This is a genomic window from Clostridiales bacterium FE2011 (assembly GCA_017569305.1).
Lineage (GTDB): Bacteria > Bacillota > Clostridia > Christensenellales > Aristaeellaceae > Aristaeella.
Window position 1 is genome coordinate 1,499,769 of the sequence record CP069418.1, and the last position, 26,491, is coordinate 1,526,259.

Sequence of the window (26,491 nt, forward strand, 5' to 3'; positions counted from 1 at the left end):
CGGATATCTCAATCATCAAAGTTCCTTTTCCCCTCCGGAATAAAGATCCTGGTACAATCCCAGTTCAATCAGTTTGTTCCGGAGGCTTTTCATATCCTCCCAGGCTTCCTTCTTCTTGTCCGGATCCCGGAGCAGCGCCGACGGATGATAGGTCGGCATCATCCACACGCCCTTCCGTTCCGTCCATTTTCCCCGCTCCCGGGTAATCCGGATTTCCGGATCCAGCACGTTCCGGGCTGCGGTACTGCCCAGCAGCACGATCACCTTCGGCCGGATCAGCCAGGTCTGCATCCGCAGGTGAATCCGGCAGGCTTCCGCCTCCTCCGGCGTCGGTACCCGGTTGTGGGGCGGACGGCATTTCACAATATTGCAGATATATACCCGGTCCCGGGGCAGCTGGATCGCTTCCAGCATTTTTGTCAGCAGCTGTCCCGCTGCCCCGACAAAGGCAAGCCCCTCCTCGTCCTCTGTCTGTCCCGGGCCTTCTCCGATAAACATCAGCGGGGACTGCCGGTCTCCCTGTCCGGGAACCTTGTGCAGGATATGCTGGCAAAGGGGGCAGAGCCTGCATTCCGCCACCTGCTTATCAAAAAGCTCCCAGGTGATCTCCGGCATGATATAACCTCCCTGTTCCGGGTTTGTGTTCTGATGGTACAAAGTATAGCACAGGAAAAAGGCCTCAACAAGCGACACCCGCCGGGGCTTCCTTGTTGACATCCTTCCCGTATGCTATACTCTTCCTGCCAGAAAAAGACAGGGGGATATCATCAGATGAGCGCACAGGAGCAAAGAATCCAGCATCCCTTCGGGCCGCTTTTCTGTCCGGAAAGCCGGATCCTGATCCTTGGGTCTTTCCCTTCGGTGAAATCCAGGGAGCAGAACTTCTTCTACGGTCATCCGCAGAACCGGTTCTGGAAGGTAATCGCCGCCCTGTTTGACCGGCCGGTACCGACATCCATTCCCGAAAAAAAAGAACTGATCCTGAGTCATGGACTGGCGCTCTGGGATTCCATCGCCAGCTGCGTCATCACCGGTTCCTCGGATGCCAGCATCCGGGAGGTCCGGGCCAATGATCTCAGGATCATCCTGGATTCCTGTCCGATTGAGCGGATTTACTGCAACGGACGGAAATCCCATGAAATGTATAACAGGTATATTCTTCCCGCCCTGGGAAGGGAGGCCGTCTGCCTTCCCTCCACCAGTCCGGCCAACGCCCAGTGGTCGCTGGAAAAGCTGACCGCCGCCTGGGCTGTCCTGAAAGAATAATCCATCCGGATCAGAAATGATCCTCCACCAGGATGGGCTTGCGTACAAACACCTTTTCGAGCACGGCTTCGTTGCCGGACACCGTCACGTCAGGCCGGTACATTGCTTCAGCCAGGTTCACGGCGCCGACCGCCATCTGGCCGAAGGCCTGGATGGAAACCATCAGGTTCGGCGTCTCTTCTGTCTGTTCAACGCTGTTTCCGCAGACCTTCCAGGTTCCGTTGTTTTCAGAAATCTGCGCGTCGCCTTCCACCCGGATGACAAATGGGCTGTCATCCGGTTTTTTGATAATTTCCAGAATCCGCTTCACGTTCATCGCCCGGACCATATAACTCTGGGTAGCCGTCTGCTGGATATCGTAAGCCCGGGGCGTCTGGATCACGGAAAGCAGCTGCAGGCAGGAAGGCAGGAACATCCGGATAGTGCCGTAGTCCGCGGTAAAACGGGCCAGGAAGCCCAGGATCGCGTAGAATCCGGCTTTGCCGTCCCAGGCGATGTCCTTCACAGTCAGGATCGCCGCCGGATCGTTCCGCACATCCTGGAAGATCAGGTAAGCCACGGTTTTTCCGTTTTCCTTAAGCAGGTAGCAGAACTTCCGGTCCTTATAGTATTCTCCCTTGATGAGATCCAGCATCATTTTGTCATCCCGGTACATGGCCAGGTTGAAGCTGTCCGCAAACCGGTTGTACAGGGCTGTATACTCGCTTACCGGATCACCGGGCTTCCACAGTTCCGCGTCCCCGGAAAAGCGGTAGCCGCTCAGCACGGCCGGTACAAACTCGTAATGATCCTGCCACCGGACGGTTTCATAGCCGAACTTACGGTAAAACGCATGGTTGAAGGGATACAGGGCGGAGATAATCTCCCCGTTCCGGTAAGCTTCCGGAATCAGCTTTTCGAAGATCGCCTTCACGGCGCCGGTGTTCCGGTATTCCGGCAGCGTGGACACAGCGCCGATTCCGCCGTTCCGGACCCGCTGCCCGTCCAGGCGCGTTTCATAGTGGTTATTGATAATCCGGGCCATCACTTTTCCGTCTTCGGAAAATGCACCCCAGTCCTCATCCTGGCTCTTCAGGCTCTCCTCCCGGTTCTTCTCCGGATCTTCCATCTTCATATGGAAAGCCACGGTGGAAATCAGGTTCGCCTCAAAATGTTCTTCCGGTTTCAGTAGACGTACTTCCATTCTTTTTTCTCCTGTTGTGTGTTTCTCTTATTCCAGGCCGGTCTTTTATTCAGCCGGCCAGTTTTCCTTTATATCCGGCAGGATATTCCAGTCCGCGGGCAGCCAGTCCACCGTGTCCAGTTCTTCCCTGCCCAGCCATTTTGCAGCTTCATGCTCCAGCAGTTTCGGTTCCCCGGAGGTGATTTCGCACCGGAAACACTGCATGGAAAGGTGGAACTCGGGATAGTCGTACTCCACGTCACAGACGTGGGAAAGCACGGTGATCCCGGTGTCCAATTCCTCCCGGATTTCCCGAACCAATGCTTCCTCCGGCGTTTCCCCGGGCTCGATTTTCCCGCCGGGAAACTCCCAGTAGTCCCGCCAGGCGCCGTATCCCCGCTGCGTGGCAAAAAGCTTTCCCTCATGGAAGATCAGCGCTGCCACCACCTGAATGGTTTTCATTCCTGTATCCTGCCTTCTGCTTGTTTACTCAATTCCGGTCATGTCGTAGTTTTCCAGCCAGTTCTTCGCTGTGCTGCAGACCGTCTTCAGGCACTCCTCATCAAAGGGGCTGACCAGTCCGGCATTCGCCAGCAGCTCGGTAAAGGTGCGGCTTCCGCCCTGCCTGGTATAGGCCATATAGTGCTTCCAGGCCTTCTCCCTGCTTTCCTGGAGCATCGCCCAGATTTCCAGCGAAACAGTCTGTGCCAGGCAGTAGTCAATGTAATAGAACGGGCTGGCATAGATGTGGCTCTGCCGCTGCCAGGCTTCTCCGTCTCCGTAGAAGGGAATGTCCCCGTCCAGCCGGGCCCAGGGTGTGTAGATTGCAGAAAGTTCCTTCCAGGCATTGTGCCGTTCACGGGGCGTCCAGCCCGGATTCTCATACACCAGGTGCTGGAAATGGTCCACCATCGTCCCGTAGGGAATAAAGGTCAGGGCGCCGGCCAGGTGGCTGTAGAGGAACTTCCGGGTATCATCCCCGAAGAAGTTTTCCGCCCAGGGCCAGGCCAGGAATTCCATGGACATGGAGTGCACCTCGCAGGATTCCATGCTGGGCCAGATGTAGCCCATGGGCACGCGGTCCCTGTTCATATATGCCGCGAAGGCGTGGCCCGCTTCATGGGTCACCACTTCCACGTCATGCTGGGTTCCGTTGAAATTGGCAAAGATAAACGGCACGCCGTAGTCCATAATGCCGGTGCAGTATCCGCCGCCTTCCTTGCCCTCGGTGGAAAGCACGTCCATCAGCTTTCCTTCCAGCATCATCCGGAAGAACGCGCTGGTCTCCGGCGAAAGCTCGTCATAGAACTTTTTGCCGGCTGCCAGGATATCATCCGCTGTCCCCTGGGGTCTCGGATTGCCGGAGCGGAATTCCAGCGCATTGTCAGCGTAGCTCATGGGGTATTCCTTGCACAGGCGCTTTGCGTGCGCCCGGTAGATGCTGTCCGCCACGGGCACCAGGTAAGTCCTCACAGCCGCCCGGAACTTTTCCACATCCTCTTTGGTATAGCAGTTGCGTCCCATGCGGTAGTATCCCAGCTGGGTGAAGCCTTCATAGCCCATCTTCCGGCCCATGCCGTCCCGCAGCTTCGTCAGCTTATCATAGATTTCATCCAGCTTGTCCTGGTGATCCTTGTACCACTGTCCCTCAGCCTTCCAGGCAGCCAGCCGCCGCTCATCGTCCGCGTCGGTCTTGAAGGGAGACATCTGGGAAATGGTATATACCCCGCCCTCAAAGGGAATCTGGGCGGAAGCGATCAGTTTCTGGTATTCGTTGCGCAGGTCGTTTTCCTGCTGCAGCTCCGGAATAATGTCCGGGGAGAAGGTTTTCAAGTCCATCTCCGCCTTGACAAACATCAGGTCGCCGTATTCCGCGGCGAAGTCCGCCCGGAAAGGTGAAGCCAGCATGGCTGCTGTCCATGCCTGGTCATATTCCTGCAGTTCCGGCCAGGTCTGGTTCCAGAAATTGTTTTCTTCATCGTAAAAGGTGTCCCGGGTATCAATGGAATGACGGACGCTGGCCAGTGTGCCCATCGTGTCCACATGGCGTTCCATCTGATCCTTCTCCAGGAATACCGCCTTTGCTTCCTCATAGGTGGCCGCCGCCTTCAGGCGTTCAGTCAGGCTCTTCCACTGTTCTTTCAGCTGTTCTGCATCCGGGCGTTCATAGGGCATTTCAGGAAAAGTAATCATGGTTTTTACTCCTTCAGTCTGTAGAGGATTGGGAATCCTCCCGGATTGTATCATAAAAACCATGATCTGTAATTCGTTTATGCGATTGTATACAGAGAAATCGTCTTTTTCAGGCTTTTATCCGTTTTTGCCGAGCCTGCCCTTGAAGTCCGCGTAGCCGAATGCGGTCAGTTTCATAAACTGCCCGTTCCGGTCCATCCCGTAAATGTCCGGCAGCGGCATCCCGTTAAAGGTATTGTTCTTGCAGGTGGTATAAATGGCCATATCTCCGAACACCAGCCGGTCTCCCGGTTTCACCCCTGCTTCAAAGCCATATTCACCGATCACGTCCCCCGCCAGGCAGGTGGGTCCCGCCAGCCGGTACGGATGCTTCAGTTCCCCTTCCGTTTCGCCGTTCATCAGCGGCGGCATATAGGGCATTTCAATCACGTCCGGCATATGGCAGGCCGCGCTCACATCCAGCACAGCCGTCCGGATTCCACTGTTCTCTGTCACGTCCAGCACCGTGGTAACCAGGTAACCCGCGTTCAGCGCCACGGCTTCGCCCGGCTCCAGGTACACCTGCAGCTGCCACCGTTCCTGTGCCCGGCGGATCAGGTTTTCCAGCCGCGGAAGGTCATAATCTTCCCGGGTAATATGATGCCCGCCGCCCATGTTCAGCCACTTCATCCGGGGCAGCACGTCGCCGAAGCCGCGTTCCACTGCCTCCAGGGTCGTTTCCAGGGCGTCGGAATCCTGCTCACACAGCGTATGGAAATGCAAGCCGTCCAGCATTTCCAGCAGGTCTTCCGTCATTTCCCGGTTCCAGGCTTCCCGCGTCACGCCCAGGCGGCTGCCCTTCGCGCAGGGATCGTAGATTTCGTGCCCCTCCTGGGTGGAGCATTCCGGATTGATCCGCAGCCCGATGCTTTTTCCGCTGTCTTTCGCCCTTTTCCCGAACCGCTTCAGCTGGTTCACGGAATTGAACACGATATGGTCCGCATACCGCAGCAGCTCTTCGAATTCATCCTCCCGGTAGGCGGCACAGAAGACGTGCACCTCTTTTCCAGGCATCTCCTCAGCGCCGAGCCGGGCCTCATACAGGCCGCTGGCCTCAGTTCCGGCAAGATACGGAGCCAGGAGCGGATAGAAATCATAGTTGGAGAAGGCTTTCTGGGCAAGCAGGATCCGGCACCCGGTGCGTTCCGCCACCGAGGCCAGGATCCTGCCGTTTTCCTTCAGCCGTTCTTCATCAATCACATAGCATGGCGTCCGGAGGGGGGCAAAGCAGTCCGGCGCGTTTCGGCCGGAAAGCCCTTTGAATACTTCACTCTTTTTCATCAGTCCACCAGAACCGGATTATGGTTCTCCCTGCGGGGCAGGCCGTAGCGGTCCAGCGCGTCCAGGAAGGGATCGGGATCGAACTCTTCCACCGTATACACACCGGGCTTGTTCCACTTGCCGGTCAGCAGCATCATGGCGCCGCACATTGCCGGAACACCCGTGGTATAGCTGATCGCCTGGCTTTCCACCTCACGGTAGCATTCCTGATGGTCGCATACGTTGTAGATGTAGTAGGTTTTTTCCTTGCCGTCCTTTTTGCCGGTGAAGATGCAGCCGATATTGGTCTTGCCGTGGGTTCTCGGACCCAGGCTGGCCGGATCGGGCAGCAGCGCCTTCAGGAACTTGATCGGCACGATCTCGTGTCCCTCAAACATCACGGGAGTAGTGGACAGCATGCCCACGTTCTCCAGGCAGCGCATATGGGTCAGGTAGCTCTGGCCGAAGGTCATGAAGAAGCGGATCCGCTTCACCTCCGGAATGTTCTGGGCCAGAGATTCGATCTCCTCATGATGCAGCAGGTACATATCCTTCTGACCCACGTCCTCGAAGTTGTATTCCCGTTTGATGCTCATCGCGGGAATCTCCACCCACTTGCCGTTCTCCATATAGCTTCCGGGTGCGGAAACCTCCCGCAGGTTAACCTCCGGGTTGAAGTTGGTGGCAAAGGGATAGCCGTGATCGCCGCCGTTGCAGTCCAGGATATCAATGGTGTCAATGGTGTCAAACTCATGCTTTTTCGCGTAGGCACAGTATGCCTGAGTCACGCCGGGGTCAAAGCCGCAGCCCAGCAGGGCGGTTAGGCCGGCTTTCTCAAACTTTTCCCGGTAAGCCCACTGCCAGCTGTAGTCGAAGTAGGCGGAAAAACCCTGTTCTTTGCACCGCTTTTCGTAGATCGCCCGCCATTCCGGATCGTCCGTGTCTTCGGGCTCGTAGTTCGCGGTATCCATATAGTTCACGCCGCAAGCCAGGCATGCGTCCATGATGGTCAGGTCCTGGTACGGCAGGGCAATATTCATCACCAGGTCAGGCTGATAATCCGTGATCAGTTTCTTCAGCTGTTCCACGTCGTCCGCGTCCACCTGCGCGGTTGTGATCTTTGTGGCGGTTTTGCCTTCCAGCGCCTTCGCCAGGTCGTCGCACTTGGACTTCGTCCGGCTGGCAATGCACATTTCCGTAAACACGTCGTCTGCCTGGCAGCACTTCCGGATCGCCACATTGGCCACCCCGCCGCATCCGATTACCAATACTCTGCTCATTTCTGTATCCTCCTGTTTTGGTCTTTCTTATTTGTAAATGGCCAGCAGCATTTCCCGCACAATCTTGCAGGCCGCCGCCGTGGACGCGCCGCTGGCGTCCAGCATGGGAGCCAGTTCATTCACGTCCGCGCCTACGATGTTGGTTTTGCTCACTGTCAGGATGGCGTTCAGCAGCTCCGTGAAGCTCACGCCGCCGGCTTCCGGTGTGCCCGTTCCGCAGAAAAGGGCAGGATCCAGGCAGTCCAGGTCAACGGTCAGGTAAACCGGGGTATGCTCCTCCGCCAGCTTCTCCGTCAGCTCCTTCAGTCCTTCAAAGCCGAACTTATGCATGTCCGTATGCGCTTTGGCAAAGGTGAATTCCGCCTTGTCGCCGCTGCGGATGCAGAACTGGTGGATCCTGCCGTCACCTGTCAGCTCGTGGCACCGCCGCATCACGCAGGCATGGCTCAGCTGTGCCCCCAGGTAGTCGTCCCGCAGGTCCGCGTGGGCGTCAAAGTGGATGATGTGCAGGTTCGGATACCTTTCGGCCACAGCCCGTACCGCGCCCAGCGTCACCAGGTGCTCGCCGCCGATCAGGAAGGGCGTCTTGCCGTCAAACAGGATCTCCCCGGCCTTTTCCCCGATATCCTTCAGCGCCGCCTCCGCGGAACCGAAACAGAGCTCCAGGTCCCCGCAGTCAAACACCTTGATATCGTTCAGGTCCTTGTCCTGGTAAGGGCTGTAGGTCTCCAGCCCGAAGCTTTCATGGCGGATGGCGGAAGAACCGAATCTCGCGCCCGGCCGGAAGCTGGTGGTGGAATCAAACGGCGCGCCGAACAGCACGATCTGCGCGTAGTCATAATCCCCGTCGCATCCGATAAAAGTTTCAATATTCCTGTTCATGCCTCCACCTCCTCAAGCATTTTCTCCAGGTAAGCCGGCAGATAGAAGGAGCCGATGTGCAGCTTGGTCGTGTAGTACTTCGTGCTCAGGTGCAGGCTCTTCCAGTGTTCTTCGTCAAAATCATCAATGGGATGGTATTTCTTGCTCGCAAAACCGAACAGCCAGTAGCCCGCCGCGTAGGTCGGGATGTGCGCCTGGTATACCCGGCTGATCGGGAAGGTGTTCACGATCCTTTTGTGGCTCCGCTGCATGGCTTCCGCGTCATGCTTGTAGAAGGGGCTTCCCTGCTGGTTGACCATAATACCGTCCTCGTGCAGGGCGTTGTAGCAGATGCCGTAAAACTCCCTTGTGAAGTAGCCTTCGGAGGGACCGAAGGGGTCGTTGGAGTCCACGATGATCAGGTCATATTCATCCGTGCACCGCCGGATAAACCGCAGCGCGTTGTCAAAGTAAATATGCACCCGGCTGTCATCCAGCTTGCAGGCATTTTCCGGCAGGTAGGTCCGGCAGGCTTCAATCACCTGGCCGTCCATTTCCACCAGGTCGATGCGTTCCACGGTGTCATAGCGGGTCAGTTCCTTCACCACACCGCCGTCTCCCGCGCCGATCACCAGGATATCCTTCACGTTCTTGTGGACAGACATGGGGATATGCGTGATCATTTCGTCGTAGATGAACTCGTCCCGCTCCGTCAGCATCACGTTTCCGTCCAGGGCCAGCACCCGGCCGAATTCAGGGGTGTCAAAGATATCAATCTGCTGGTATTCGCTCTTTCCGGAGTACAGGTGCCGGTTTACACGCAGGCTGTGCTTAACATCCGGGGCATGGCATTCACTGAACCAGAGTTCCATGAGATCTTCTCCTCCTCCCTGATAATGTTGATGTTCTCAATCATCGGGTCTTCCGGTCCTGTCAGGGAGCAGCCCTTCGTCTTGGCATAGACGATATAGTCCAGGATCTCCCGGGTAATCCGTTCACCGGGGGCCAGGATCGGGATTCCCGGAGGATAACACATCACGAACTCGCTGCAGATGTAGCCCTCGCTTTCAGCCAGCGGCACGCTCTTCTTGTTGGCATAGAAGGCTTCCTGGGGGCTGTACACCACTTCCGGAGCGATGTACTCCTGGCTCAGCAGGCCGTAGGGGTCCTTCATGTAGCGCCGTTTGATCTCCGCCAGGGCGCTCACCAGCCGCTCCAGTTCCTGCATCCGGTCGCCGATGGACAGGTAGGCCAGGATGTTGCCGATATCCCCGAACTCAATCTGGATATCATATTCATCCCGCAGAATGTCATATACTTCAATACCCGCCAGGCCGATGTCCCTTGTATGCACGCTCAGCTTGGTGGGGTCAAAATCGAAAATGGAATCGCCGTTGATCAGTTCCCGGCCGTAGGCGTAGTAGCCGCCCACCGCGTTGATTTCCTCCCGGGCGTATTCCGCCATTTCCGTTACCTTCCGGAACACGGTCTTGCCGCGCTGGGCCAGGTTCCGGCGGCTGATATCCAGGCTGGACATCAGCAGATAGCTGCCGGAGGTGGTCTGGGTCAGGTTTATGATCTGGCGCACATGGCCGGCATTCACCCGTTCCCCGGTCAGCAGCAGGCTGGACTGGGTCAGGCTGCCGCCGCTCTTGTGCATGGAGACCGCGGCCATGTCCGCGCCCGCCTCCATGGCAGTCACCGGCATGCCGTCGCCGAAGTAGAAGTGGGTGCCGTGGGCCTCGTCTGCCAGGCACATCATCCCAGCTTCATGGGCCAGCTTCACGATGGTGCGCAGGTCGCTGCACACGCCGTAATAAGTGGGGTTGTTTACCAGCACGGCCACCGCGTCCGGGTTCTCCCGGATGGCTTTCCGTACCTGATCCACACTCATGCCCAGGGAGATGCCCAGCTTCCGGTCCACGTCCGGATTAACGTACACCGGCACAGCGCCGCACAGCACCAGCGCGTTGATGACGCTCCTGTGCACATTCCTGGGCAGGATGATCTTGTCTCCCCGCTTGCAGGTGGACAGCACCATGCTCTGCACGGAGCTGGTGGTTCCGCCCACCATCAGGAAGGCATTGGCCGCGCCGAAGGCGTCCGCCGCCAGGATTTCCGCCTCCCGGATTACCGATACGGGGTGGCACAGGTTATCCAGCGGTTTCATGCTGTTCACGTCCACACCCACGCATTTTTCCCCGAGGAAGGCTGTCAGTTCCGGATTCCCTTTGCCATGCTTGTGTCCCGGCACGTCAAAGGGCACCACCCGCATTTCGCGGAAGCGCTCCAGCGCCTCATAGATCGGCGCCCTGGACTGGTCGTACAAGTACTTTCCCATACTCCACCTCAAACAAAAAACGCAAGCTGTAATCACACAACTTGCGTTATTATCCACATGCAGTCAGGTCCCGGTTACCGTCTGCTGCGGCATACGGGAATCAGATCCCGCCGCCCAGGGCACGGCATAGAGGTTCGGAACGGAATATCAGTGGTGCTCGGCATACAGAGTCTATATAGCAATACTTACTTTTACTACTCTTATTGACCATTTCACAAGTTTGCGCAGATTACGCATTTCGGTTATAAAGTAACCAACTTATAAAACTGAGCTTTTAACTCAATCAATAGAGCGGAAACCGCTCATCGGCAGTGGACCCGGCTGTCCGTATGGCCTCGACTCCTTATCGGAGTGGTCCCGTAAATTGCTTAAGACGCTGATGACAGGATCACCTTGTCTTAATATTCCTTCTTTCCTGCCTCTCTCAGGAAAGCACTGGCACTATATTATCATTTTCTTTTTTTCCGTCAAGGGAAAATGTAAAAAAATACAGTCTTCTTCCAGCGTTTTTTACAATTTTCCCTTTCCTGTCCTTCGGTAATCCAGCCGGACCAGCGCCTTGCCGTTCGGCAGTGCCTCTTCCGCCCGCAGGATCCCTGTATAACCGGCCTCTTTCATGGCCGCGGTCAGGGCGCTTTCTTCCATCTGGTGATGCACCCGGTCCAGTCCGTCAAATACGTGGAGATAGGGAGAGTCGGAAACCCAGTTCTTCTCGTCCGTATTGATCTGAATCACACAGGATACATATTCAGGATTAACCTTCCGGATCACGCTTATGAAAGCCGGATATCCAATGTATTCGATCAGCAGGTTGGCAATCACCAGCTCCGCATCAGGAAGCCTGTCTGCCTTCTCCGTCAGGTCCGCCCGCAGGCACTGCACCGCTGGCTTTCCGGCATACCGTTCCCGTACCGCGTTCAGGTATTCTTCATTGATATCCACGCAGTAAACTGCCCGGTACTTCTCCGGCCAGACGTGCTCGATGCCGTTACCTCCGGCTACGCCGAGCACCATGGCTGTATGAACCGGATAGGCTTCAAACTGTTCCTTCATCAGGGCATTCATCGCCTGAAGCTGTCTTACCGAATCCAGGCCCATATGGTTTTCATAGTCATCCAGGCTGATCTCTTCCCAGGGATTTTTCATTCGTTTGTCCTCTTTTATGGTTATTTCGCCTTGCGGGCCAGGAAGTCATTGATCAGGGCAATATCCCTGAAGTCCTTTTCCCGTCCCAGGTCTCTTTTCATTTCGATCAGGCCCTGCACCGAGATGACAGGAATACCGTCCACGTGATCCACCGTGCCAAACAGCCAGTTTTCGAACACCTCAATATCCTCACCCAGCTTAAACCACCGGTTCCCGTCGTCCGTGACCTTGTACAGGTATCCCTCCTGCTCCAGCCGATCAGCCATTTGGGCCGTGCATCCCAGGTCAATATCGGAGGATTCCTCCCGGATGCCATAGAGCACCATCGCCCCGCCGGTAATCACCCAGTATTCCGCCGGATCATACGGGAAGGCTTTCAGTTTTGTGATCATTTCAGCTTTATTCATCAGGCTTTCTCCTCCTTCAGGATTTCCGGAAAACAGCCCCGCAAAAAATGCCGGTATTCAGGATGATCAGCCGCGGAAGTATATTCCTCCCGAATCGTCCCGGCGATCCATTCTTTCTTTTTGTCGGTCAAGTCCGCATATCGCCGGAGAATGATCAGCCCTTCCCGTTCTGCCAGGAGGATCGCTTCATAGGCGTCCGGTACATATTCCACGCCCGTTACCTTCACCGGCAGGCTGCTGGTAGCCGCGTCGGGAATCTGCACCTCAAATCCGGAATCGGCAATCTCCTCCGCCTGATAGATATAGCCGGAAACCCCTTTATAAGTGCGTTCAATGGCATCCGGATAATACTCCTCCAGGCACAGCCGGCCGTCCGGTCCGAATCCGTACGGTCCCCACTTCTGCCATACGCCGTCGTAGGCAAAGCCGGTTTCCCGGCAGTATTTCTCTATGGCATTGCTCAGGTAAACCAGCACGTTTTCCCTTTTCCGGGAAAAATAAACCAGCGGGATACCGTGATTGGATATCCTGGGCTCCAGCGTGGTGATTCCCTGAACCTGTGACGCGTGATAATACACCGGCATTCCTTCTTTCTGCAGCATGGATCCATCATACTCCGGACAGGCCGTTTTTGAAAAGGATCCTGCTTCTGCTTTATCAGGTTCTGTGTTATACTTCCCCTGGCATCAGTTTACAATTAAGGAGAGACTGATTAAATGAGTCTGTCAGATGCCAGATGGATTTTTTGTTGGGATCAAGCGCAGATTTCAAAGGTTTAGTGGCGCTAAATCGAGAAATCTGTGCATAGATACCGACAAAAAAGGCGCTGGCAGATGGGCAGGGGAATTAATCAGTATCTCCTTAAATCCGGGAGGTGTTCTGTCATGAACCATTGCGGAACCGTACTGCTGGAAACCGAAAGGCTGATCCTGCGGCGTTTTCAGCTGTCTGACGCACCGGATTTCTATAAAAACGTCACTTCAGATCCAGAAGTCAACCGCTTCCTCACCTGGGAAAACGACAAAAGCGTTGCCGATACTGAAGCGCTGATGATGGACTTCATTCAGCGGTATGAAGACCCGGAAAGATACTGCTGGGCCATCGTGATGAAGGAAAGCGGAGAAGTAATCGGCACCCTCGCCGCCACAAACATCCGGAAAAATACCCGTGCGGTGGAACTCTCCTACTCCATCGGCAAAAACTGGTGGGGAAAAGGGATTACAGCGGAAGCCCTGCAAAAGGTCATGGACTTTCTGTTTAACCAGGTAGGCTTCAACCGGATTGAAGCCGGTTATGACGTGAGCAATCCCAATTCCGGCAAAGTCCTGGAAAAAGTCGGCATGCGCCGGGAGGGTCTCCTCCGCCAGGCCGGGCGAAACAACCAGGGCATTTATGACCGGGTGATCTACGCCAAACTGAAATCAGACGAGTAAATCAGGAACAGACACACCCCGCCTGAACCGGCGGGGTGTGTTTTTGCAGGCATCTGTTCCTTATTCGGGAATATTGGCATTGATCTCCTTCATGATCTCCACCACTTCAATATCCCCGTCCGCAAGGATCTCCACAATGGGTTGACTCCCGTCCTCGTTCGGGCCGTTCTGCCAGTAAATTTCCGCCTGCCGGATGTTTTCCTCTTCGTCAATTGAACCGTCAAAGCATTTGTAGGCGTCGCCGGTAAACGTGTTTCCGTTCACCTTGATTTTCGCGATTCCGTAGGTCGGACGGCCGATCTTTGCAAAATAGTCTCCCCACTGTTCCGCTTCCTCATAGGTCCGGGATACATACAGCGAGGCCATCCGGGACGGATAGTGGGGGTATTTTTCTTTCCGGACTTTTTCCAGTGCCAGTTCCCGCAGGGCTACGTCCACCACATGGGTCAGTTCTTTTCCCCGGTAGGCTTCCGGGTTCTTGTAGATATCCTTCACGGTTTCCATCTGTGCATAAACCCGCTGGTGAACGCCGTTGGGGTGGTTTTCATCCAGCAGGATATGTTCCCCTTTATGTTTGGGGATATCTGATATCACGTGATAATAATACATGCGTTTATCCTTTCAGGTTTTACTCTTATTTTGTATAAATCCTTCAGGATGTTCAGCGCAAGAGAAGTCTCATCATAGTGTTTCTCCTTATATGTTTTTTACAGATCCAGGAACGTCATCTGTTCAAACCTGTCAGGCAGCGTGCCCATATAGTTGAAGCACTCATCCGGTTTGTACATCATCCCGTGTTCCCGGCAGAACATCCGGAACAGGCGCATCAGCGGTTCCCGGTTCGGGCTGGATACCTCGTAGGCATTCCCGTATGTCCTGATGTACTTTTCCTTCAGTCCGGGGAAATGCCTGTCCAGTGCCGCGTAATAGTATTCCCGGTCTCCCTCGCGGAGCGTCAGCCCCATATCGAAGCAGATGATCCCTTTCACTTTCACCCGGCCACAGGCCTCCAGGATCGCCCGGATGTTTTCCTCTGTATCGTTGATAAACGGCAGGATCGGCGTCATCCAGACCACCGTGGGAATGCCTCGTTCCCGCATGGCTTCCAGCACTTCAATCCGCCGCTGGGTATTGCAGACATTCGGTTCCAGGATTCCGCACAGCTTTTCGTCATACGTGGTCAGGGTCATCTGCACCACGCATTTGGCTTTCCGGTTGATTTCCTCCAGCAGGTCGATATCCCGCAGGATCCGGTCAGACTTGGTCTGTACCGCAGCCCCGAAGCCGTATTTGCTGATGATCTCCAGGCATTTCCGGGTCAGGCCGAGCTGCTCTTCGCAGTGCATATAGGGATCCGACATGGATCCGGTCCCGATCATCGCCTTCTGTCGTTTGGATTTCAGCGCCTGCTCCAGCAGTTCCGGCGCGTTCTGTTTGACCTCAATGTCTTCAAACGCATGGGTAAACTGATAGCATTTGCTCCGGCTGTCGCAGTAGATACAGCCGTGGGAACATCCGCGGTAGATGTTCATCCCGTAGTGCCCTTTCCCGCCGGTCAGGATTCCTTTTGCGTCCACAAAATGCATCTTTCTCCGTCCATCCTTCCGTGCTGCCTGCCGTCAGTGCCTGGCTTCATGATTCCCTGCGTTCTCCGGTCCTGATGAAATCAATCAGCTTTTCCAGGTCCTCAAACTCATCGTAGTCTCCCATGATTCCTTCCCGGTGATAGACAATCCCGGCCTGCTCGTTCCGCTCCAGGCAGTCCAGGAGCTCCTCCACGCCGTATCTGCGCGCATATTCTGCAAAAGCGCGCGGTTTGATTTTATCTGCATACAGGCCGATCCGGCACCCTGCCGGCTCACATTCATAGCAGCCCATCAGGCCTTTCCGGAGCACACATTTACGGGTTTCACAGAAATCCGCGTCCTTGCACCAGCAAAGATCCTTGAATCCATCCTGCTTGCAGCCTTTACATTCCACGTTCTCAGAACACAGGCAGCATGCCAGTCCGCAGCGTGCGATTCCAAGTTCCCTTTTCATTGTTATTTCCTCCTGACATCTTCCTTATACATACGCCAGCAGCTCCCGGATATGCTCCGTGCTTTTGCTTCCGACAATCACGTGATCAGCACCGCCCAGTGCAAACTCCAGCAATTCCCGGACTGAATACTCTTTGAGTGCCTCTCCCATGGCAAAGGGCATACTGGCAACCGTTTCAAAGCCCAGCCTGCGGCACGCTTCCGCCAGCGTTACCGCCTGTCCGTCCACCGTCTGGCTGACAGTTGTCACAGGATACGGGCACCCGATGTTGTATTCATAGATCACGTATTTCAGGTGAGTGCCGCCGTTTCCCGCCTTCAATGCCCTTCGCTTCAGTTCTTCCAGTTCAAAATGCCATTTCTCCTCTTCGGGTTCCTTTCCCATAAACTCGAGAGCAAGCCCGAAATACCGGATTTTCCCTTCTGTCACTTTGCTTTCATACCAGCGGAACAGGTCTTCCATCCGGTCATAAAACGCCTCGGCGCCGATCCCGGCCCGGGTAATCTCCGGAATATGGATATAATGGATGTCTATCGTTTCCAGCCCCAGGTTCTGAAGGCTCTTCTCCAGCGTAACCTCAAAGAAAGCAGGATTCAGCGTCTGAAGAAGCCCGTCATATTCACAGAAATCCTCTCCGGTAATCCCGCGGGGTTTCAGGTGTTTTTCCAGATACGTCTGCGGGTTTGTTCTCTCCGTGATATCGCCAAAGAGCAGTCCTGCTTTGGAGGTAATACAAAAATCTTCCCGCTGAAGAGCCCCTTCACTGATCAGTTTCCGGATAGCTGCGCCTTCATCTTTTTCCGAGCGCATTCCCCTGTAATTGATCGCACCGTCTATGGATGCGATACCATTTTGCAATGCATATGCGATTGCTTCCTGATACTGACCGGAAACCTCATCTGAAAAGTCTCCCAGGTGTGTACCAAGAATCAGCCGTGATAAACCGCTCCCGGAGTATCCCTTGATCATCTGTGTTTATTCTCCTCATTCCCGATAAATCAGCAGTCCCACTGGTATTTTCCCAGGTCCACACAGCCGTTCTCCTTGAATCCGACCCCTTCTGCCTCCAGCCGTTCCCTTTGCGTACGGAACGCAGGCGCGGTTCTTCCGGCATGGTTCACCACCCTGTGGCAGGGATAGCTTCCATAGTATTCCGACATGCTCAGGATTTTTCCGACCAGTCTCGCGTTCCTGTCCCTGCCGGTTAGCCTGGCAATCTGGCCGTAGGTTGCCACACAGCCTTCCGGAATTTCTTCCACGACAGAAAGCACCTCATAGATCAGATCCGTGTTCAGCGTTTTACCCATCTTTCGTTCTCCGGCACTTTACACGTTCATTCTCAGGATCTGCGCATTAATCCGGAACCCGTATTTTTCATAGAACCGGATCGCGTCGTTTCCGTCCACCACCCGGACCTCAATTCTGTTGACGCCGCTTTGCTTCAGCGTATCCACAGCCCAGTCCATCAGGTCATTGCCGTATCCGCTGCCCCGGGCTTCCTTCAGCACGATCAGGTAATCGATCTTCCCCTCCGTACCGCAAACATCTGTTTTGCAGAAGCCCAGTACCCTGTCATTCTCTTCCACAACCGCGATCCTGGATTTCCCGCTCTGAACGTCTTCCCGGAAAGCTTCCAGGGTTTCCGCAAAAGGCCTTTTCGGATAGCAGCCTTTAAAGCCATTGGAAACCTCGTTGTGATGCTCCGCAAGCTCTTTCAGGCATTCCGCCAGCCTGTCTGTCTCCTGATAGTCCAGCTCTCTCATGGAATACACCTCACCCCGTCCATGGACAGTATCCTACCATGAACACTGAAAATGATTATACTTTTTCCTTTGCAGACAGGGAACATACCCGCTGTATGGAAAAACGCCTCCCGGATCCTCCCGTCGGTATGAATACCTTCCTCACAGGTATCCTCTCCGTCCAGCCTCCTGAACAAGTTTAGGCTGGATCTCAGGATAGGTCAGTGCTTCCGGGAGCTCGTCAAACAGGCAGACTTTTTCCATTTCGCTGTGCAGTTCCTGATCAAATCCGGTGATATCGGCAGAATACAGCATGCCGTACATTTCCTCGCCGGTATCATTCACCCGGTTTTTCCCGGTCACGGAGTAGGCGAATACAGGCTTTATGGTAAACTCCCTGGCTCCGGTTTCCTCCTGCAGTTCCCTGACCGCCGTATCGTCAATGGCTTCCCCGGGTTCCCTGTGTCCGCCGGGTATTTCATAGGTGTCCCTTTCTTTGTGTTTGCAGAACACCCATTTCCCCTCAGCTTTGGCTATAACCACCGCAAACTTCAGCAGCGCATCATCCACCGAATCATAGAACCTGACTTCCACTCACTCGTACCTCAGCATCTTTTTATGGTTCATTACCGGGAATACTGACCCGTCAGCACTTCCTTCTGATAGGCCTCCTTATTGGGCAGGTCCGGATAGAGATCCGCCCGCTCGGCAGCTTTCTGTTTGTCATAAGGAACAGACAGGGTCGTGATATGCAGGGGTGCTGGATCAGGCCCGGCTTCTCCCTCCAGCAGCAGCGCGTGAGCCCTGGTCAGGCTCAGGTTGTTGCCGACGCTGCCGGTATTCAGCGCGTATCCCCCTTCCAGTGGCCGGATAAAAGGCCTGTGGCTGTCCGCGCAGATCATGCCGTTCGCCTCCGGCCTGCCGTCATGAAAGCGGAAGCCTTCCCGAAGCTTTTCATCCGGATCAAAACTCAGGTACAGCGGGTCCAGGAAACGCCCGTGCACCAGGCGGAAACGGAACCCGCTGATTTCCAGCTCATCTTCCAGGGGCAGCGAATCCAGCCAGGCTATGCGTTCCTGCCCGATCTGTTTGATATAAAAGGCATTGTAATCCGGATACATGCTCATGGACCGGTCCCAGTTCCCGGCAATCCAGTGTTTGCAGTGGGTCCTGACCCAGTCACAGGTTTTGTCGCTTTCCGGCCCTTTGCCCACCGCGTCTCCCAGGAACCAGATATCATCCGGTTCGATCCGCTCCAGCTCCCGTTCCATGGCCTCCGTGGCAACCATGTTGCCGTGGAGATCCGCCAAAAGCACAATTTTCATCTGTCTTTCACCTCGGTTTCTTTCAAATCCGGTCACAGTCCGACATACTGGTCCCTGACCGTCTTCATGCCCCCATCTTCAGCATTTTCCAGCGCGCTGAACCGTACTTTTCCGTTATACTCCAGCATCGTTGTGAGCGCCGTTTTAAAGTGAGGCAGCGTCACCATCTCTTTTGCCTCCTCCGGTGTAAACCATCCGGCTTCCAGGCTCTCATCGGAGGTGTGAAGTTCTCCGCTCACATAGTCGCATATAAATAATATGCTCACGTTTGGCGGGATCATTATCCCTTCCAGCGGTCCGTATCCCTCTTTCATGGTCAGCCTCTGATAGACACCGGCCAGGCACCGCGGTTCAGCGATGATCCCGCTTTCTTCGCAGATTTCCCGTTTCAGGCCGTCCAGGATTGCTTCGCCCTGTTCAACAACGCCGCCGGGAAACTCCCAGCCCCTTCTCGCGGATCTGATCAGCAGCACCTTCCCGTCTTTATATACCAGACCCGCAGCCGATACAAAGTGTACCTGAAGCTGCTTTGTTTCCACCCATTTATCCATAATCTGTCTCCGTTTCAAATATTGGTCGACACTTCACATTCTTCGCGTCTTCAGAAATGGGATCCATGGTGTCATCTTATCATGCTCTCCCGGAGAATAAAAGGGGAACAAAAAGGATTTACATGACAACCCAGCCCGCCGCACACCCCGAATCAAAAAGAAAACCCGAAAGCAATTGATACTCAATGCTTCCGGGTTCCAATCCACTATAACCTTATTTTCGCCTGACGGGGATCAGCAGGTCAAGCTGTTGGGTTTCAGGTTCTCCGTCTGTTGTTTCCATGATGTGATCGTGATAATTCAGGTGCTCTTCCAGGTTACCGAACATGTCGTCGGGATTTCCGCTTCCGGCATATTCGTATTCATCACTTTTTTCAACCGTCTCGTAGAAAGGACCCCATTCTTCAAAGTTCCCCATCTGGATCATATGCGCGGCATAAGTGCCTCCGGCAAAGTGCTTCTTCACCAGCGGAGCCGGCACTTCCATTCCTTCCGGGATCGTAATCCAGAACTCGTATCCGTGGTACCCGGTGTCGTCCATCGGGATCGGATGGTTGAAGCCGTACAGCCGCAGTCCGGGATGCTTTTCCCACAGTTTTGTTTTGCGGGCAAACTCAGCAATCATTTTGCCCGCCCGGTCTTCCGGTTCATCGTCTAACGCGTGTGCTGCGGCAACGTCGCTCTCCGGCAGGTGTACAATGCGAATGTCCTTCATTCTGCCGCCCTGGTCGGCTTGTTTCAGGTTGTCCATGATACTCTTCCTCTCTTCCTGTATCAGTGTTGAGGAGGGAGAAAGTTCATCCGCAAGGGCAAGCAGCCTGCTGTCCTGCAGGATCATCTCTCCGGCGGGCAGCGCGCTGCGTTGTTTCAGCGCATTGCAGAATTCCCCGATCACATCGCGGACTGCGCCCAGTGACCTGAGCTCTTCGTTCATCTCCGCCAGGTTCTTTTCAAATACGCTGATGGCTGTGGCCGGGCCGGGATCGTTCAGGATTGCGCCGATCTCTTTCAGGGAAAGGCGCAGCTTCCTCAGAACCAGGATCTGGCGCAGGCGCTGTATATCTTCCGGACGATATACGCGGTAGGCATAACCTTCTTTCCGGTTACTGCCGATCAGCCCCAGTTTTTCATAATGGCGCAGCATTCTTGCTGATACGCCGTATGTTCTGGATACTTCAGAAACAGTCAGCATGTCCGTCACGGGATCCACTCCTCCTCTTGTTCATCGGGCTTTTGACTTGCTTTTCTGCCACCGGCAGCGCTCATCTCCGTCCCTTCGGAAATGAGGATAAACTGCGACACCGTGTACGAGTCAATGCTTTTTCTTTGGAAAAAATATAAATATATAGAAGGATACAACCGATCAGATTATTCTTCTTTGCCCGGAAAACTCCTGAAGTAAATCATATTGTTGTCCGGATCGTAAATGCTCATATTGACCGCACCCCATGGACGTTTTGTCGGCGGTTCAATCACCTTTGCGCCCAGCGCTTTGACCTTTTCATATTCCCTGTCAATATCATCCACCGTAAATGCCAGGCATATATTCTGGTTCTGGTTGTTTTTGACCGTTCCGTCATTATAGATCGTCAGCATGATTTCTTCAGCAATGATGAACTGATGGGTTTCGTCATTGCTGTTGTTTTCCACGCCGAGCAGCTGCTTGTAAAACGCCGCCAGCTTGGGTACGTCGTTTGTCAGTAAGCATACTTCACCGATCGTCATTTTATATATTCTCCGTCGTAATCAGTCATCTATGATTTCAACGTCATCCGGAATGCTCCTGATCAGCATTGCCGCCGTGTTCGAAAGCTTTGTGTTTTCTTTCAGTGGGAAAGATACCCGTCCCGGCAGATCTCCCTGTTCACAATGAACGTCCATCTTCGTATCCACCAGCCCCAGGTTATCCGGAAGGTTGTTGGCAAAGATCAGGCTTCCGGCGCTGACGCCGATTACAAAGCCGTTATCCCGGATATAGGCCATCAGCGTTTCATGAAAACCCGTGTCATTGATCCTGCCAAGCAGGTATGAAGTCCGGCCGCCGCACAGATACACTACGTCAAAGGTTTTCAGTTCCTCAACAGGCATATTCTGATGCAGGTCAAAAACCCGGACGTTCTTCTTCGGGATGCCGGCTTTCAGCAGGTCTTCCATGCACTTCGGCAGCACTTCAATGGCATCCGCGTCAATGGCGGCTGTGGGAATAAAAAGCGCATTGGCCTGTTCCGGCGCTTTACCCAGGAATTTCAGGAACGCTTCTTCGATCTTCTTCGTCTCCAGGCCGCAGGATGTCAGCATTACCCGCATTATTCTGTTCCTCCCCCGATTTGTTCTCTGAAACTTACAGTATCATGAGACATCCCGATACTCAAGGGGAACAAAAAACTTTTGGGGTTCAAAACAAGCCCGGCAGTTTCGGATCTGCCGGGCCTGAACATATGTTTCTCTGTTTATACCTTAATCTTTACGATATCCCCGTTTTGACGCTCCACGTCCACAAGCATGAAGTGACCATTTCTGCGGACGTACTCACGCAGCTCGCGCACAATGTCCGCGGCATAAGGAGCATATTCAGCAGCCTGCGGATCACCGTTTTTCGCCGCAAGGCTGAGCAGCAGTTTGCTGCCTGCGAGGGAAAGCGGCACCGGAAATGAAAGGTTTGGGCCGTCCTGCGTTTTGATTTTAATCCACATGGCTTACTCCACGAACACGCGCACGTTGTCGCCGTCTGGACTCTCCACAGTAACGAGTTCCCCTACCATACCCTGATCCACCAGCCGGATGATCTCCTCGAAGTCCACCTTCTGCAGTGCTTCACTCCCGCTGATCTGGGGCATCTTCATGTTCATCATCATTCCGGCCTTGACAAGTCCCATCGGAAGATTGACCGTCACCTTGTCTCCATCCGCCAGATTGGCGCGCACCTTAAGGATCAGGTCATTGGTGTCCTTGCGTTCCCCGACAGGGACAATCCTGGCTTTGTTTTCTTCTTTGCCCAGCAGCTCGTTCAGGCTTACCCTGAGCACGTCCGAGAGATCCGGGAGAATGGAAATATCCGGCATGGATGCGTCGTTCTCCCACTTGGATACAGCCTGTCCGGAGATGCCGAACTTTTCCGCGAGTTCCTCCTGGGTGAGGCCGCTCTGCTTCCTTAACCGGCTGAGCCGCTGTCCGAATGTCTCCTTCATAATCGTTTCCTCCCTTTTCTGAAGTATACCATCTGTTACGTGCCGTGTCATTTGTTTGACACGTTCCGCTCTCTGTCTGCAATCAGATGATACGATGACGGGAGAGTGTTTTGAAGCGATTGAAAGTTGAAATGCTCTCCAAAAGGTTGGATATTATACAACTATTGGTTGGAAATGTGCTGCCGGGCATATATACATACTTTTTGTTCTATCTCCCGTCCGCCACACACTTTGCAAGCTCCACATTCCGTTCCTCACTTGCTTTTAACTTTTCCAGCACACTAACAATCTCCGGATAACATGTCTTATCCACCGGTTCAAACAGGGAATTCCATCCTTCGGTTCCTCCATCGAGTATCTCAAACATTAACCTGCGGTATAACTCAACAGTCGTCCGGAACGACTCTGTCAGCTTCTCCAACAATTCATTCGTCTGTACCTTTTGTTGCTCCTCCAGATACAATAGTAATGCGTCCTTTCTTTCATAAAAAATTCCGATGCAATACTTAAAACCAAAGGAATCCAATCTGTCCTCCCGTATTGCTTTCACGATTGTATCATACACTGCCAAACCGTATGATCGTCCATTCTCACAAATTGCTTTCATCCCCTGTACATACAGACGAAGCGCTTCCACATAAGCTTGATTCCAATCTGCCTCTTGTGCGGCTTCCGGAATTTCGCAATACAACACCGGGGCCCATTCAAAGGTTTTCCCCAGATTATTGTATAAAACCGGCATGCTGGCATTCACATTCCGACTCCCGATTCCTTTCGAAAAGAACACCTTGTCCTCATCGTCGTAACCGTAAATCACGCCAAACTCACCTGTATCGATGCCCCATACCACGCAGGCTTTGCCATCCTCGATCCCTTTTTTGATTGCCTCAATTGCTTCCTTCTGCTTTACTGAATACTCCTCTGCATCCGGTGCGGCATAATACTTCTTCGTCCGCACACCGATTCGCTCCGTAAAACAAGCGTGTTCCTCCATCCAGTCATAATCCGTAATCGGCAGCGCACTGCAGTTTTCATCCACACAAAACTGCGATGCAATTCCCGTTACACTTAAGAACCTCTGAAAAGTGTACTCCTTATTCCACATTCCACAGTGCTCCAGTACACTCATCATACTGATCGCATAAGTGTTCCACGCTGAAAATACCTCAATGTCCAGCTTCTTTTTTGCCATAGCTGGTCGCCTCCTTTTTCTTTCTGACCCTATTATCCCACAGGAGGTATGACATATGATGTCATAGCAATTTAAAATTCCGGAAAGTCTTTCTTTCATGTACTCTCTTAACCAATTTGGTTTTATAATGCGAAAATCCAAACCGCCGGCAATCAAAACGCTGACAAAAACATCCGGATCAAAAAACGCATAGGTATAGGTGTGTCCTTCCGCCTTCCCACAAAGAAAATAATCCAACGGTGCTGCCGATGCTCTTCCGCCCAGCATCTCAATTTCCGCAAAGTACGGTTCTCTTGTCATACCGCTTTTATCCTCACCATTCCCCGACTCTGCAGATATCTTGGACAAAATCTCAGCCTGTCCCTCATACTTTCCGTATCCAAAGGAACTTAATTCCTTGCTCTGCTTTGCCAGCAACCGTACTGTCTCCTTCTCACTTTCCGACAGAAAGAAACTCGGCAGCACATACTCTTTCTCATACCGATATCCTCGTTTCCGCGCACAGTACAGAAGCGGTGCGTTCATGGAATCCCTCATATATTCAATATCTCGCTGTGCCTGCCTGTTAGAAATCTCAAATTGAGCTGCCAGAGTTCCGGCATTCGGATATGCATTCTCCACAACTCTATTGTGAAACCAAATCATTCTTTGATAAGCAGAAATAAGAACATCTCCTTTGTTGAATATCACCCATTCCCCAAAAACAATAAAAAAGCGATTTGGGGGAACGGGTGATACTTCATTGTCTTTTTGATCAGCTATACGGCTCTTCCTTTCTGTCTGATGTTGAACGTCCGTTATATGGAGAATCCCCATAATACCGGTCTTTCAGCGTACAACCGGACCAATATCTGCGGAAATAGAAATAATCATCTGCATATCGGTTATAGTGATAATCGTAAACCGTTCTTTTTTCAAAGAGCCGGAATCCGCACTTTTCTGCCGTTTTCCGGGAAGCCGGATTGTCCACGTCCATGACCGCAGTCAGATAATCAACCCCGTTCGTCCGGCAGAAAAACTCTGCAAACGCCTCTGCTGCTTCGGATGCATATCCTTTCCCGGTATACGCACCGATCATCATCCAGCCCAGGTCATATTCATGGAGCATATTCTGTTTGCAGAAAGTAAGAGCACCTACCACCTCGCCGGTATCCTTGCTTTCAATGGCATAGCATCGCCACGCATCGGCATCGCCGGTGTCCTCAATCTGCTGAAAGGTGCGGATATATCTTTGCATATCTGTTCGGTCAGCACAAACATCCAGAAAATCCGGACAGAACTCCGTCACCTGCGGATCGGTTTTGATTCTGTACAGCGCGTCTGCGTCTTCCTCCCGGAACGTACGAACAGTCAGCCTTTTTGTTTCAATTAACATTTTCGTTGCCTCCGGCGGTTTTCATGGATCTGTTATCTGAAACCAGTAGTTACGGTTGCATTTCGATAAACAAAGGGATACCTTTCTCTTCGAATCCAGCCGTTCAAAGTGTATTAAAACTGTCAAGACAACTTTTCAAACGGTTCTCCGTTTCCGTGTCTCCAACTCTGATAGAAAAGATCAAAAAATCCAGGGTTGTGTAGATATGATAAGCGCTTTCAAAAGCATCAAACTGAGCTTTACGATGAGTAGCACCATAATGGTCCAAAAACACATTTCGAAACAAGCTGTATTCCTGGTTGCTGTAGTTTTGCTTCATCCAGAATGTCAGTCGGGAAACATCCGCCATCCAGTTTAAGGCCATGGCATCATCCCAATCAATCAACGATATTTCACCATCATCACAAATAATAACATTTTTCTTTGACAAATCGCCATGGCACAAAACCGATGGCAAGTCCTCATAATTATGCATAGTATCCAGGACCATTGCCTTCATCTTTTTCAACTGCTTTTCCGGTACTATGCCTTCTAGGCTGTCATCGATTCCGTCAAATTCGTCTTCAAGGAAATCAATCATGCCATTATGGCTGGCTATACCGCTGCCGATATATCCGTAATTTGGGATGCATATACTGTGCACAGAAGACATCAGTTCCGCCAATTTGATATAAAGCCCGATTTCCTGTTCTCTGTCAAGCAGTATTTTATCTGCTGCCGTGCCTTGTATCTCGCACTCGATCAGATAGCCATTCGGATACATCTCATTATCCCGGTTGTAAGCAATTAACTCGGCACTGCGAATATGGTTCTGTGATAGTCTTTGATAAACAAAGGGAACCTTCCCTTTTTCCGGCCAGTTTTTACTTCTGTACAGTTTCAGATAATAACGTTTCCCTGCTATCGTGAAGAAGTATACGGAATTATTGGTTATATTCCGAATTTTCCCGATCTCATCCGTATCACAGCCAAAGTGAGTCCTGATAATTTGTTTAACTGTTTCTATTGCCGCATCCGCTTTGCCCATAAAGCACACCTTGCGATTATGTCCTTCCATGGTCATTTATCTGAATTATTCTCACAAGGAATCTCCTTGCCAATGACATTCTCGTTCACATTTTATCAAACCCGCCAGCCCGTGTCCATCCAGCAAAAACTCCGCGCCACTGGCCGGAGATCGAAGTGACGAGATTTCGTTTTGCGCCGCAACGGATATAGTTACTGGTCTCGTGGCGGGATTCCGCTTCGCGCCGCAACCTCAATCGTCGCGACTCCACACTGTGGAGCTCGCTCGTTTCGGTTGAGAAAGCCGCCGACGAGATCTCTGCCACTGGCAGTCGTCGGCGGCTTTCCCCACGGCCTTACAGGCCGCGTGGTCCGAATCCCTGCCATTTCGGAAACAGCAAAAAAAGGCACCCCATTTGGGGTGCCTTTTTGCTGTCGAAGTGGCGGGATTCGAACCCGCGGCCTTTTGGTCCCGAACCAAACGCGCTACCAAACTGCGCTACACCTCGATATAAACTGAGCCGATGAGGGGACTCGAACCCCTGACCTGCTGATTACGAATCGGCTGCTCTACCAACTGAGCCACATCGGCACGATCAGCAAAGGCTATTATATCAAAGGGACTTTCGTTTGTCCAGCCTTTTTTTCGCCGCCTGTGGACATCCGGGAAAGGGTATGGTAAACT

At 53.2% G+C, this 26,491-nt stretch carries 31 protein-coding genes and 2 tRNA genes; 2 read left to right on the forward strand and 31 right to left on the reverse strand.

What is annotated here, in order from left to right; all coding sequences use genetic code 11:
• Nucleotides 1-15: 15 nt before the first annotated feature.
• Nucleotides 16-615, reverse strand: coding sequence for a uracil-DNA glycosylase (locus JRC49_06985; protein ID QTE72541.1), 600 nt, complete (start codon nt 613-615; stop codon nt 16-18).
• A 156-nt stretch (nt 616-771) separates the two neighbouring features.
• On the opposite strand from JRC49_06985, the gene JRC49_06990 reads away from it, so the two are divergent.
• Entirely contained in the window at nt 772-1,266 is a 495-nt protein-coding gene (locus tag JRC49_06990; GenBank protein ID QTE72542.1) for a DNA-deoxyinosine glycosylase, read from the forward strand.
• 10 nt (nt 1,267-1,276) lie between these two features.
• On the opposite strand, the gene JRC49_06995 is transcribed toward JRC49_06990, so the two are convergent.
• The 11 genes from JRC49_06995 to JRC49_07045 all read right to left on the reverse strand — a co-directional run bounded on the left by JRC49_06995 (nt 1,277) and on the right by JRC49_07045 (nt 12,539).
• Nucleotides 1,277-2,449 (reverse strand): GNAT family N-acetyltransferase, encoded by a 1,173-nt coding sequence (locus JRC49_06995; GenBank protein QTE72543.1) that lies wholly within the window; start codon nt 2,447-2,449, stop codon nt 1,277-1,279.
• A 45-nt stretch (nt 2,450-2,494) separates the two neighbouring features.
• Complete coding sequence (locus JRC49_07000; protein ID QTE72544.1) at nt 2,495-2,890, reverse strand: (deoxy)nucleoside triphosphate pyrophosphohydrolase; 396 nt, start codon at nt 2,888-2,890, stop codon at nt 2,495-2,497.
• A 24-nt stretch (nt 2,891-2,914) separates the two neighbouring features.
• The gene (locus tag JRC49_07005) at nt 2,915-4,618 is read right to left on the reverse strand and encodes a M3 family oligoendopeptidase (protein QTE72827.1); all 1,704 of its coding nucleotides are present in this window, start codon (nt 4,616-4,618) and stop codon (nt 2,915-2,917) included.
• Nucleotides 4,619-4,738: 120 nt separating this feature from the next.
• Entirely contained in the window at nt 4,739-5,941 is a 1,203-nt protein-coding gene (gene nspC / locus JRC49_07010; protein ID QTE72545.1) for a carboxynorspermidine decarboxylase, read from the reverse strand.
• Nucleotides 5,941-7,200 (reverse strand): saccharopine dehydrogenase family protein, encoded by a 1,260-nt coding sequence (locus JRC49_07015; GenBank protein QTE72546.1) that lies wholly within the window; start codon nt 7,198-7,200, stop codon nt 5,941-5,943. The genes nspC and JRC49_07015 overlap by 1 nt, the downstream gene beginning before the upstream one ends.
• A 27-nt stretch (nt 7,201-7,227) precedes the next feature.
• Entirely contained in the window at nt 7,228-8,082 is an 855-nt protein-coding gene (gene speB / locus JRC49_07020) for an agmatinase (GenBank protein QTE72547.1), read from the reverse strand.
• Entirely contained in the window at nt 8,079-8,933 is an 855-nt protein-coding gene (gene speE / locus JRC49_07025; GenBank protein QTE72548.1) for a polyamine aminopropyltransferase, read from the reverse strand. Before speE ends, speB begins: the two co-directional genes overlap by 4 nt.
• Nucleotides 8,876-10,402, reverse strand: a complete 1,527-nt coding sequence (locus tag JRC49_07030; GenBank protein ID QTE72549.1) for an aminotransferase class I/II-fold pyridoxal phosphate-dependent enzyme — start codon at nt 10,400-10,402, stop codon at nt 8,876-8,878. Before JRC49_07030 ends, speE begins: the two co-directional genes overlap by 58 nt.
• A 510-nt stretch (nt 10,403-10,912) precedes the next feature.
• Complete coding sequence (locus JRC49_07035) at nt 10,913-11,548, reverse strand: class I SAM-dependent methyltransferase (protein QTE72550.1); 636 nt, start codon at nt 11,546-11,548, stop codon at nt 10,913-10,915.
• Between the two features lie 20 nt (nt 11,549-11,568).
• Nucleotides 11,569-11,955 carry a hypothetical protein gene (locus JRC49_07040; GenBank protein QTE72551.1) on the reverse strand — a complete coding sequence of 129 codons (387 nt, stop codon included), beginning with the start codon at nt 11,953-11,955 and terminating at the stop codon, nt 11,569-11,571.
• Nucleotides 11,955-12,539 carry a hypothetical protein gene (locus JRC49_07045; GenBank protein ID QTE72828.1) on the reverse strand — a complete coding sequence of 195 codons (585 nt, stop codon included), beginning with the start codon at nt 12,537-12,539 and terminating at the stop codon, nt 11,955-11,957. The genes JRC49_07040 and JRC49_07045 overlap by 1 nt, the downstream gene beginning before the upstream one ends.
• A gap of 249 nt (nt 12,540-12,788) precedes the next feature.
• On the opposite strand from JRC49_07045, the gene JRC49_07050 reads away from it, so the two are divergent.
• Entirely contained in the window at nt 12,789-13,388 is a 600-nt protein-coding gene (locus JRC49_07050; GenBank protein ID QTE72552.1) for a GNAT family N-acetyltransferase, read from the forward strand.
• Nucleotides 13,389-13,448: 60 nt separating this feature from the next.
• Here JRC49_07050 and JRC49_07055 read toward each other — a convergent pair whose 3' ends face one another.
• The 19 genes from JRC49_07055 to JRC49_07145 all read right to left on the reverse strand — a co-directional run bounded on the left by JRC49_07055 (nt 13,449) and on the right by JRC49_07145 (nt 26,398).
• Entirely contained in the window at nt 13,449-13,997 is a 549-nt protein-coding gene (locus tag JRC49_07055) for a DUF2441 domain-containing protein (protein QTE72553.1), read from the reverse strand.
• Nucleotides 13,998-14,095: 98 nt separating this feature from the next.
• Nucleotides 14,096-14,974: a radical SAM protein gene (locus tag JRC49_07060; GenBank protein QTE72554.1), complete on the reverse strand. Its 879-nt coding sequence runs from the start codon at nt 14,972-14,974 to the stop codon at nt 14,096-14,098.
• A gap of 46 nt (nt 14,975-15,020) precedes the next feature.
• Nucleotides 15,021-15,428: a DUF3795 domain-containing protein gene (locus JRC49_07065; protein ID QTE72555.1), complete on the reverse strand. Its 408-nt coding sequence runs from the start codon at nt 15,426-15,428 to the stop codon at nt 15,021-15,023.
• A 24-nt stretch (nt 15,429-15,452) separates the two neighbouring features.
• Nucleotides 15,453-16,397, reverse strand: a complete 945-nt coding sequence (locus JRC49_07070) for an aldo/keto reductase (GenBank protein ID QTE72556.1) — start codon at nt 16,395-16,397, stop codon at nt 15,453-15,455.
• A gap of 29 nt (nt 16,398-16,426) precedes the next feature.
• The gene (locus JRC49_07075) at nt 16,427-16,735 is read right to left on the reverse strand and encodes an MGMT family protein (protein QTE72557.1); all 309 of its coding nucleotides are present in this window, start codon (nt 16,733-16,735) and stop codon (nt 16,427-16,429) included.
• Nucleotides 16,736-16,753: 18 nt separating this feature from the next.
• A complete protein-coding gene (locus JRC49_07080; GenBank protein ID QTE72558.1) occupies nt 16,754-17,191 on the reverse strand; it encodes a GNAT family N-acetyltransferase in 438 nt (145 codons plus the stop codon).
• A 141-nt stretch (nt 17,192-17,332) separates the two neighbouring features.
• The gene (locus JRC49_07085) at nt 17,333-17,764 is read right to left on the reverse strand and encodes an NUDIX domain-containing protein (GenBank protein QTE72559.1); all 432 of its coding nucleotides are present in this window, start codon (nt 17,762-17,764) and stop codon (nt 17,333-17,335) included.
• Nucleotides 17,765-17,796: 32 nt separating this feature from the next.
• The gene (locus JRC49_07090; GenBank protein ID QTE72560.1) at nt 17,797-18,495 is read right to left on the reverse strand and encodes a metallophosphoesterase family protein; all 699 of its coding nucleotides are present in this window, start codon (nt 18,493-18,495) and stop codon (nt 17,797-17,799) included.
• A gap of 32 nt (nt 18,496-18,527) precedes the next feature.
• Nucleotides 18,528-19,046, reverse strand: coding sequence for an NUDIX domain-containing protein (locus tag JRC49_07095; GenBank protein ID QTE72561.1), 519 nt, complete (start codon nt 19,044-19,046; stop codon nt 18,528-18,530).
• A gap of 214 nt (nt 19,047-19,260) precedes the next feature.
• A complete protein-coding gene (locus JRC49_07100; GenBank protein ID QTE72562.1) occupies nt 19,261-20,247 on the reverse strand; it encodes an effector binding domain-containing protein in 987 nt (328 codons plus the stop codon).
• Nucleotides 20,248-20,414: 167 nt separating this feature from the next.
• On the reverse strand, nt 20,415-20,771 hold the full coding sequence (locus tag JRC49_07105) for a VOC family protein (protein QTE72563.1): 357 nt from the start codon (nt 20,769-20,771) through the stop codon (nt 20,415-20,417).
• A gap of 21 nt (nt 20,772-20,792) precedes the next feature.
• Nucleotides 20,793-21,353 carry a Type 1 glutamine amidotransferase-like domain-containing protein gene (locus tag JRC49_07110; protein QTE72564.1) on the reverse strand — a complete coding sequence of 187 codons (561 nt, stop codon included), beginning with the start codon at nt 21,351-21,353 and terminating at the stop codon, nt 20,793-20,795.
• 143 nt (nt 21,354-21,496) lie between these two features.
• On the reverse strand, nt 21,497-21,739 hold the full coding sequence (locus JRC49_07115) for a hypothetical protein (protein ID QTE72565.1): 243 nt from the start codon (nt 21,737-21,739) through the stop codon (nt 21,497-21,499).
• Nucleotides 21,740-21,742: 3 nt separating this feature from the next.
• Nucleotides 21,743-22,234, reverse strand: coding sequence for a helix-turn-helix transcriptional regulator (locus JRC49_07120; GenBank protein QTE72566.1), 492 nt, complete (start codon nt 22,232-22,234; stop codon nt 21,743-21,745).
• A 208-nt stretch (nt 22,235-22,442) separates the two neighbouring features.
• The gene (locus JRC49_07125; GenBank protein ID QTE72567.1) at nt 22,443-24,242 is read right to left on the reverse strand and encodes a hypothetical protein; all 1,800 of its coding nucleotides are present in this window, start codon (nt 24,240-24,242) and stop codon (nt 22,443-22,445) included.
• Nucleotides 24,181-24,801, reverse strand: coding sequence for a GNAT family N-acetyltransferase (locus JRC49_07130; protein QTE72568.1), 621 nt, complete (start codon nt 24,799-24,801; stop codon nt 24,181-24,183). The genes JRC49_07125 and JRC49_07130 overlap by 62 nt, the downstream gene beginning before the upstream one ends.
• Before the next feature lie 103 nt (nt 24,802-24,904).
• On the reverse strand, nt 24,905-25,858 hold the full coding sequence (locus JRC49_07135) for an aminoglycoside phosphotransferase family protein (protein QTE72569.1): 954 nt from the start codon (nt 25,856-25,858) through the stop codon (nt 24,905-24,907).
• 383 nt (nt 25,859-26,241) lie between these two features.
• Nucleotides 26,242-26,315 (reverse strand) — tRNA-Pro (locus JRC49_07140).
• 10 nt (nt 26,316-26,325) lie between these two features.
• Nucleotides 26,326-26,398 (reverse strand) — tRNA-Thr (locus tag JRC49_07145).
• Nucleotides 26,399-26,491: the final 93 nt, after the last annotated feature.